The sequence below is a fragment of the Paenibacillus sp. GCM10023250 genome (assembly GCF_042653205.1).
GTDB lineage: Bacteria > Bacillota > Bacilli > Paenibacillales > Paenibacillaceae > Paenibacillus_Z.
Window position 1 is genome coordinate 1 of record NZ_JBHSHY010000110.1, and the last position, 527, is coordinate 527.

The 527-nt window shown below is 68.1% G+C and carries 1 protein-coding gene; it reads right to left on the reverse strand.

From position 1 onward, the window contains the following. The coding region (locus tag ACFPB1_RS27435; RefSeq protein ID WP_379229388.1) for a PH domain-containing protein at window positions 1-321 on the reverse strand (321 nt) is incomplete at its 3' end. Between the last annotated feature and the right edge of the window lie 206 nt (window positions 322-527).

A 527-nucleotide genomic window follows, 5' to 3' on the forward strand; every position in this document is an offset into this window, starting at 1 on the left:
CTTGAACTCGAGCCGCACCCGGCCCAGCCCGCTGAACCAGAGCTCGAGCTCGGCGTCGAGGTCGAAGGTGCCGGCGGTCTCCACGCTGAACGCCTGGATCTTCGAGTACGGCAACGAGGTGTAGTCCCGCTTCTTGCCGGTCAGGCCCTGCACGTTCAAGGAGATCAGCCGCTTGTTCGTGAAGACGACGGAGTCCCGGATGCCCTTGAAGCTCAGGAACACCTGCTCGCCGGCCACGAGCATCGGGCCGATCTCGGCCATCAGGTCCTGCGGGTTGCTGGGACTCAGCTTGACGAAGGTGCCGTTCTGGAAGTCGATCATGGCCGACGAGCGTAGATCCTCGTGCCCGGGCACGGGGGCGACTGACACGCCCAGCACGGGGACCGGGAGCTCGCGAGCTCCTGGCCCCACTCACGCGGGAGGACGACTGCTGGTGCCGCGAGCTGCCGGTCCGTGTGCGTGCCGGTCGGCGACCGGTCAGGAACCGACCGGGTGACAGTCGTGCCCGCACCCACCGGGAGCGGGCG